Raw genomic sequence first — 7,229 nt, forward strand, 5'->3', positions numbered from 1 at the left:
AGAGCGGCCACAATCTGCCTGCCATATAATCCTGCCCCGCCTGTAACTACTGCAACTTTGCCTGTTAAATCAAAAAGTTCTTTGATATGCATATCTGTCTCCTTTTAGGTCAATCTTTTAAATCCAGTATGAGCAACTGGTCCTTTAAGTAAATTACGAACATTATTCTTTTTAATGGCTTTCTTTATTATCCCGAACACTTCATCTACACTATCTAGGTATTTTTTGATATGCTTTTCTTTATGACTGTAAGAGACATAAACAGCTTTGGAAGCTAGAAACCCCCGCTTTAGCATCTCTTGAGTAAATAAAGTATGCAGTATTTGTTTCTCTTTATAATCAAAGATGAATGTAGTTAATGGAGGAATTCCCATAATCTTTACCTTTAGGTCATGGGAATTGGCCAATTCTTTCCACCCTTTGCTAACCATCTTTCCTATTTTATTTAAATGAGCAGGAACATCATTTTCCCGGAGTTTGTTTATTGTTGTTATTGCAGCAACAGGTCCTATTCTTTCGGCCCAGTAAGTACTGCTTATAAAACTAGTTTGTGCTATATCCATAATATTCCCTTTTCCTACAATTGCTGCCATAGGGAATCCATTGCTAATAGCTTTTGCATATACCACAATATCAGGATAGACATTATACAACCTATGAATTCCGCCGACATTCATTCGCCATCCGGATGTTATTTCATCAAATATCAACACCGCTTTAATCTCATTTGCTATTTCCCTTGCTTTTCCTAAAAAATTATCTTCAGGCTCATGATGTCTTATTGGTTCCATTACAATTGCACCAATGTTTTTATTTTTAGATACAATGTTTTTTAATTCGTCTATTTTGTTATAAGTAAATGGAATAGCTGTGCCTTTTAAACATCTTGGAACGCCTAATGGCTCTAATCCAGGAAGAAGTTGTCCATCTAAGTTTTTATTATCAGCTAAATTCGCCGCAAGATACCAATCATGCCAGCCATGATAACCACAGAAAGCTATTCTATCTTTTTTAGTATATGCACGGGCAATCCTAATCGCCACTGCCATCGCTTCCCCACCTGTTCTGGCAAATCTTGCCATCTCTGCCCAGGGGTGTAAACTTAACAATAATTCTGCTAATTCAACTTCTTCAGGAGAATTTAATGTTGACATTGAACCATTATCTATCACTGCTTTTACTGCTTTGTTCACATCCTTATCAGCATATCCCAAAATACATGATCCCACACCCATTATACTCATATCAATGTATTTATTTTCATCTAGATCCCAGATTTCCACCCCTTTTGCCTTTTTATAATATGACGGCCATTGGTCAGGCAAAAACTGCTCAGAGCGTTTTGATAGTAGCTGAGTTCCTCCAGGAATAATCTTCTTTGCTCTGTTCCAAAATTTCTGCCCTTTGCCTTTCATTACTTTACCTCCATAGTTTTTCCTGTTTCAGCACTCTGCTTAATCGCTTTTAGAATATCCACTATTTCTCTTTCTTGTATAAATGTATAAGGATAAGGTTTTTCTCCTTTTAAGGCTTTCAGGAAATCATCTATTTCTTCAATGTACATCTCTTCATGGGTTTTTAGCGAATAACCTGGCTCCACAATTCCGACGTCCTCTTTAAATTCTTCCCACTTCTTTTTTCCGTTATTGAAGAACTTCACACAGTCTTTTTCCGAATGCCACAAAAGTGTTCCTCTTTCTCCTATTAATTTCATCTCTCTCCTTGATGGTTGAGAAACAAGTTCAATTAACATATGTCCCAGAATCCCATTTTTAAATTCAAGGATAATCTGGTAAACATCATCAATCTCAGTCTCTAAATCAGATAATTTGTCCTTAAAACAAGATACTCTTTTTATGTCTCCTAATAGCCAGACCAACCAAGTTAATTCAAAAGCGACCATCTCCTTAGCACCTGATGTTTCCTCCTTTGAATAATAGACTTCTCTGTAATCTTCCCAAGGATGCCACAAAGGCAGATACGCCGCAAGATGATAAGTAAAGCAAAAAACTTTTCCAATTTTCCCCTCTTCCAATAATTTTTTCATCAGTTTTACCGATGGATGATGTGGCATGGTAAAGCTTGGAACAGCAACAACTTCTTTTTTCTCCTCAATTGTAATTAAGTCATCTATCCCTTCAAGAAGAAAGTTAGATTCTGTGAAAAAGTGTTTCTTCTCTTTGTTGGCTATCATTGCGTAATGATGATGGAGGTTTGAAGGAACAGAAATAATAAAGACATCTGGATTCTGAACTAAAGCTTCTTCAAAATAGCGAAATGTTTCTATCCCATATTTTTCTTTTGCTTCTTTGCATCTATCTTTCTTAGTATCAAACCCAATAATATCTTCTTTCTCTAGCGCCAGTAAATTTCTGACCCTGCGTTTTCCCATTGAACCTAAACCAATTACTAAGAACTTCATCGTATAGACTCCTTTCTAACCTTTCTTTAATTTCAACATGCATAATTCTTTGTTTATACAAGACGAATTCGGCACCATTGAATATCAGTTAAATCAGCATAATGACCTGCATAATAAGCTACAAGAATATCTCCGTTGTGAAGAAGCCCTGTTGTGGGTAGCCCAATCGAAAATTCGCTCATTTCAGCCCAGGCATCCTGCATGCTTTTCTTTTGCCATGTCTGAGATGAAGTGTCTATTTTATATATAATAACCTCTGTATCATCTGACCATGTTCTACCATTGTCCTTACCGATACGCATTTTGATAACAGGTTCCGCAGTCCGCTCTACAAACACCATTCCAATGCTTCCATCTGGAAGCGACACTGGCGGAGCAGGCTGGCCCGCAACACCTGTATCCCACATATTTGACCAGATGCGTCCATTGTCCAAGGACTCCCGTGCGTGAATATTAAGATATTTTCCAGCATTATTATCATATGTCCAAAAAAGATTTAGAATTCTTCCATCTGTCAGGACAGCTGGTCTCTGATCCCAGTAGAAGATTTCATTTTCTGGATCATTGCTTGTAATAACATGCTCTGGCCAGGTTTTACCCCTATCTTTTGAAAACATCATTACTGATGAATGTCTCCACTCTGATGTATCGTAATAAGGTTTATTAAGTTCAAATTGGCATGCCCAATCACCATTCGAAAGGATAAGCACAGGGCCTGTGATTGGTGTTGGCTGTTTAAAGGGGGTTGTATCCATTAACCATGGCTTTGACCAACTTATGCCATTGTCTTCGGATAATGAAAAGAAAATCTTTGAATCCAAAAGTCCTTGCGTTTTCTCATTAAAAAAAGGAAGATAGGGGTTAGAATGATTAACCCAGCATAAAGTCGCAAGAACCTTCTCTCCGCCAAGAGCTGTCAGACGTACTCCTCGAAAAATACCTGGTTTCCCCTCAACAGATGGCGGCACAAAGTAATCAATTGAATCGCTCCATGTTTTGCCTTCATCATCAGACCATGCAATTAATGCCTTTTGTCCCGCAGTTCCTTTTTTTGTAGGCGCTGCTCTAAAACCGCATATCCAGCGATTACTCGGAAGCACACAGATTCCTGGAAAACAACAGCTCTGCTGAGCTGTATCTTTTTTCCCATTAATAATTGTACCTTTATCTATAATTTTCATTGCCATCTTGGCATTTTTATTCATTAAGTTCTTTCATCCTTTTTTTATGTGCTAACGAGATAAGATTAAAGGCATTTCCATAAAACAAGTTTTCTATTTCTTTCTTACCGTATCCTTGACGCCGTACAGCACGCTGAAACGCCCGTAGCATCTCATAACGCACAAAAGTCATATTTGGGTTGCAATGAGAAAGATTAAATTGATGATTATGCTCATTAAGTTCTGTCCATGCAAAACCAAATGTAATATATTTACCTTTGGTGATACCAATAGGTATGTCATCGCTTCCATACATTACTCTATCAGGACCGGCAATAGAGAGAAGCATGTCCATTGTATCAGCATCACAAACTGATGAAATATCATACCAAAGATTGGGAATCTTCTTTAACCTTTCCCTTGCTTTCGTTAATGGTCTGTCATAGTAAGATCTGGCGCAGTGACAGAGATTCCACTTTACATTGGGATATAGCCCTGTTAATCGTTCCAAATCAGAGAGGTTTTCTTCGTCACTAATTGCAGCTCTTTTGGAGATATGAAGCATAATCATAAGTCCATAGCGGTTTGCAATAGCAATCTGTTTTTCTGGCAAGAAATCTGTGATTCTACATTCTACGGGGTTTCCTGTTACCGAGTAGAAACGGTAAGGCTTAAACCCGATAAATCCATATTTTTTTATAGCATTCTCTATTTGTTTCGCCGACATACTCGGATGAACTAGCATCAATGCTCCAGATTTTGGATCCTGACTAACCTCAGAGGCTGTGTAATAATTAGCTGCTTCAAAATTACAGTAGACAAAAGGCATACCAGCAGTCAGCCGATGAACTTTTCTTCCCGGTAAAAGTAGCTCATCTACAGTATTCAGAAGCCTCCAATTAACATTAGGAAATGATTTGCCAAATGTTTTCTGCCATCCTTTTTGCTCCTGCTGTGGTTTGATAGTGTGAGCCCATTTGTAAAGATGAGTATGAGCATCAAAGATAGTTTTGGGCACAAAATCTTCCAACTCCTCATCCCATATTTGCCTATCAATATCAAGCAGTTTTATATTCATATGTCACCATTTAAAGATAACACCAAGAAAAGCATCAGGTTCATTTACGATCTTCGAATATATAGTTTTTGCCTCTTTGTAATCAACTACAGTGGTTATAAGAGGTTGTACTTTCAAAGAACCGTTAGCTATCAGTTTTAAAACAATGTCTATATCATCTTTTAATGTCCATCTGGGAGGTCTTGATGTTACATGAGCTCCTATTATGGATATTCCTTTAACGTGGATTTCAGGATAAAAATTGATTGTTGTCTCACCTCGTGGAGAGCCTAATAAAATCACTTTACCCATTTCAGCAGTCAATTTAAAGGCAAGAGGAATAACACTGGGCTTTCCTGTGGCTTCAATTACAATATCTGCCATTTTCCCGTTAGTTATATTTTTGACCTCTTCTACCATATTTTTAGAGAAACAGTAGTTAGCTCCACATGATAAGGATATTTCAAGACGTTTCTCACTTAAATCACAGGCTATTGTTGGAATTGCACCGCTTATTCTAGCTACCTGTAATGCAATATTCCCTATTATTCCCTGACCTATAACAAGTACCGTTTCCCCTAATTCTATTCTTGCCTTTCTAACTCCCTGCAGGGCAATTTCTCCCAGCATGAAAAAAGTTGCTTCTTCAAGAGAAACTTCTTCGGGTATTTTATAACATTTTTCTTCAGAGACTACTGCATAGCTTGCATGCTTTCCGAAACATGCAACCTTATCGCCTTCATTAAAGTTTCTTGTATTTTGGCCTGTTTTTACTACTTCTCCGACACTGGCTGCAGTTATATATCGCGGAAATGTTGCTCCTGTATTCGAGAGGGCCAGGAAGTTGGCTCTTTCTGTGCCTGGTGAAATGGAACTAAAGAGAGTCTTCACCAATATTTCGTTCTCTTTAAGCGTATCAGGTAAAGAGAATTCTTCTATCTCCGCACACTCTTTTTTTGGCCAGACAATTCTTTCATACATCTTTTTTCTCCTGAATTTATTAACATGTTTTGGTACTTCTGACTTTTTCAATAGTTTTGCGCAAGATTTTACTCTGTTTTTATGTCTCACTCACATCTATATTTTCAACCTAAAGAGTCACGAAACTTCCGGCAATCAAACTATGCCCTTCAGACCAGTCTTCCTGCAATGGATGATAGTAGTATACTACCAGGATTCTCCCATCAGGAAGTTCAATGCAACTTGGATATCCCAAGTCAAAGCTTTTTCCATCACTACGGATGACAATCTCATCTTTCAGGTTCCATGTTTTTCCCTGGTCTTCACTCAGACATGCCCTTATTCCATACGGCGGTCTACGGTATCCGTATGCACAGAATATATTTCCGTTCTTTAGACATAGCATATTGGCAGGATGTCCCCACATATCTGTTTTATGAGGAACACTCCATGTTCTTCCTCTATCTTCAGATTCAGACTGGAATAAATAATATCCATAGTCAAGTTCCCCTTTCATATGGGTTCGCATCATACATATGATTTTACCTGACGGCAGAGCCAGAAGAGTCGGCTCATGAAAGCTTAAACTGCCGAACGGGTCATAGGCAACTGTGCTTGTATCCTTCCATGTTTCTCCTTTGTCCTGAGACCGCATTACCAGAGCACGTTGACTTTCTCCTTCATAATTTCCTTCCAATGGGATGAGCAGTTCCCCGTCTGACAGTTCTAATACCGGCTCAGTAGTACAACAAGTAACACCGCCTGTCGGAGAATCTACTTTTATTGCTTCTTTTTCCCATGTGTTTCCTCTATCGTATGAACGCACAACAAAAGTCCCCTCCGTCCATGCACGCAGTTCTCCTCCATAACCGCGCGAATTACGACGGGCGTCTGCGGGTAACGATGAATCCTTTCCCACACGCCATTTAAAGAAATTTACAAGCAGTGTTCCGTCACTCAGCTGGCGGATAGAAGGATCCTGTACCTCACATGCATCTTCGTATTCATAAACAGTTTTTTCGTCCTTCCATGTTTTCCCTCCGTCAGAGGATTGAACCATCACTGCTTTGGCAGTTGTATCTATGTGTGTTGCTTTTTTTCTCCGCGCTGCCTTGCGGAATACAACAATTAAATTTCCATTCTGCAGCTTCTCAATGCTCGGAAAAGCACAATAGCTTTTTTCATTTTCATAAACAATTAAATTTTTAATCTTGACTGTTCCATCCTGCTGTTGAGTAGACATTTTATTCTCCCTATGTTTACAATGATTCAGAAGTTGTATGGACCTTTACACTCTATGCCGGATTCGTAATGGTCTTTAATCTCGGCAGTTGAAATAGCACGGTTGTAGTAGCGAACATCACTGATCAGGCCGTTAAAATAGGGCTTGCTACCAATTCCCTGCGATCGGCCGATCCATATGGGAACGTTTTTAACATTCGCTTTGCATCTGGCTGCACGGCTTTTCTCAAGGGTCCCATTTCGGTAGAGTTTCATAATTTCCCCGTCAAACGTGGCAGCGAGATGAGTCCATTTCTTGATCTCAGGAGTCTGGGGCTGGATTACATCATATTTTGCTCCGTCTGAGATGCAGAAAACACAAGATGGCGTCTTCTCGGCCCTGTAGAAT

The 7,229-nt window shown here is 39.0% G+C and carries 7 protein-coding genes; all 7 read right to left on the reverse strand.

What is annotated here, in order from left to right; translation table 11 throughout:
• Window positions 1-104 precede the first annotated feature (104 nt).
• Window positions 105-1,415, reverse strand: a complete 1,311-nt coding sequence (locus KKC91_01530; GenBank protein ID MBU0477237.1) for an aminotransferase class III-fold pyridoxal phosphate-dependent enzyme — start codon at window positions 1,413-1,415, stop codon at window positions 105-107.
• A complete protein-coding gene (locus KKC91_01535) occupies window positions 1,415-2,422 on the reverse strand; it encodes a Gfo/Idh/MocA family oxidoreductase (GenBank protein ID MBU0477238.1) in 1,008 nt (335 codons plus the stop codon). Before KKC91_01535 ends, KKC91_01530 begins: the two co-directional genes overlap by 1 nt.
• Window positions 2,423-2,475: 53 nt before the next feature.
• On the reverse strand, window positions 2,476-3,627 hold the full coding sequence (locus KKC91_01540) for a glycoside hydrolase (protein ID MBU0477239.1): 1,152 nt from the start codon (window positions 3,625-3,627) through the stop codon (window positions 2,476-2,478).
• A complete protein-coding gene (locus KKC91_01545) occupies window positions 3,620-4,660 on the reverse strand; it encodes an amidohydrolase (GenBank protein ID MBU0477240.1) in 1,041 nt (346 codons plus the stop codon). The genes KKC91_01540 and KKC91_01545 overlap by 8 nt, the downstream gene beginning before the upstream one ends.
• Window positions 4,661-4,663: 3 nt before the next feature.
• Window positions 4,664-5,620 (reverse strand): zinc-binding alcohol dehydrogenase, encoded by a 957-nt coding sequence (locus KKC91_01550; protein ID MBU0477241.1) that lies wholly within the window; start codon window positions 5,618-5,620, stop codon window positions 4,664-4,666.
• Window positions 5,621-5,729: 109 nt separating this feature from the next.
• Window positions 5,730-6,842: a glycoside hydrolase gene (locus KKC91_01555; GenBank protein MBU0477242.1), complete on the reverse strand. Its 1,113-nt coding sequence runs from the start codon at window positions 6,840-6,842 to the stop codon at window positions 5,730-5,732.
• A 26-nt stretch (window positions 6,843-6,868) separates the two neighbouring features.
• Window positions 6,869-7,229: LamG domain-containing protein (locus KKC91_01560; GenBank protein ID MBU0477243.1), on the reverse strand; the 361-nt coding region annotated here is incomplete at its 5' end.

The sequence above is a fragment of the bacterium genome (genome assembly GCA_018812485.1).
Classification (GTDB): Bacteria; JAHJDO01; JAHJDO01; order JAHJDO01; family JAHJDO01; genus JAHJDO01.

Excerpts from the sequence above, each read along its gene's own strand:
- KKC91_01530 (MBU0477237.1), bottom strand. The coding sequence starts at position 1,415 with ATGAAAGGCAAAGGGCAGAAATTTTGGAACAGAGCAAAGAAGATTATT.
- KKC91_01535 (MBU0477238.1), bottom strand. The coding sequence starts at position 2,422 with ATGAAGTTCTTAGTAATTGGTTTAGGTTCAATGGGAAAACGCAGGGTC.
- KKC91_01540 (MBU0477239.1), bottom strand. The coding sequence starts at position 3,627 with ATGAATAAAAATGCCAAGATGGCAATGAAAATTATAGATAAAGGTACA.
- KKC91_01545 (MBU0477240.1), bottom strand. The coding sequence starts at position 4,660 with ATGAATATAAAACTGCTTGATATTGATAGGCAAATATGGGATGAGGAG.
- KKC91_01550 (MBU0477241.1), bottom strand. The coding sequence starts at position 5,620 with ATGTATGAAAGAATTGTCTGGCCAAAAAAAGAGTGTGCGGAGATAGAA.
- KKC91_01555 (MBU0477242.1), bottom strand. The coding sequence starts at position 6,842 with ATGTCTACTCAACAGCAGGATGGAACAGTCAAGATTAAAAATTTAATT.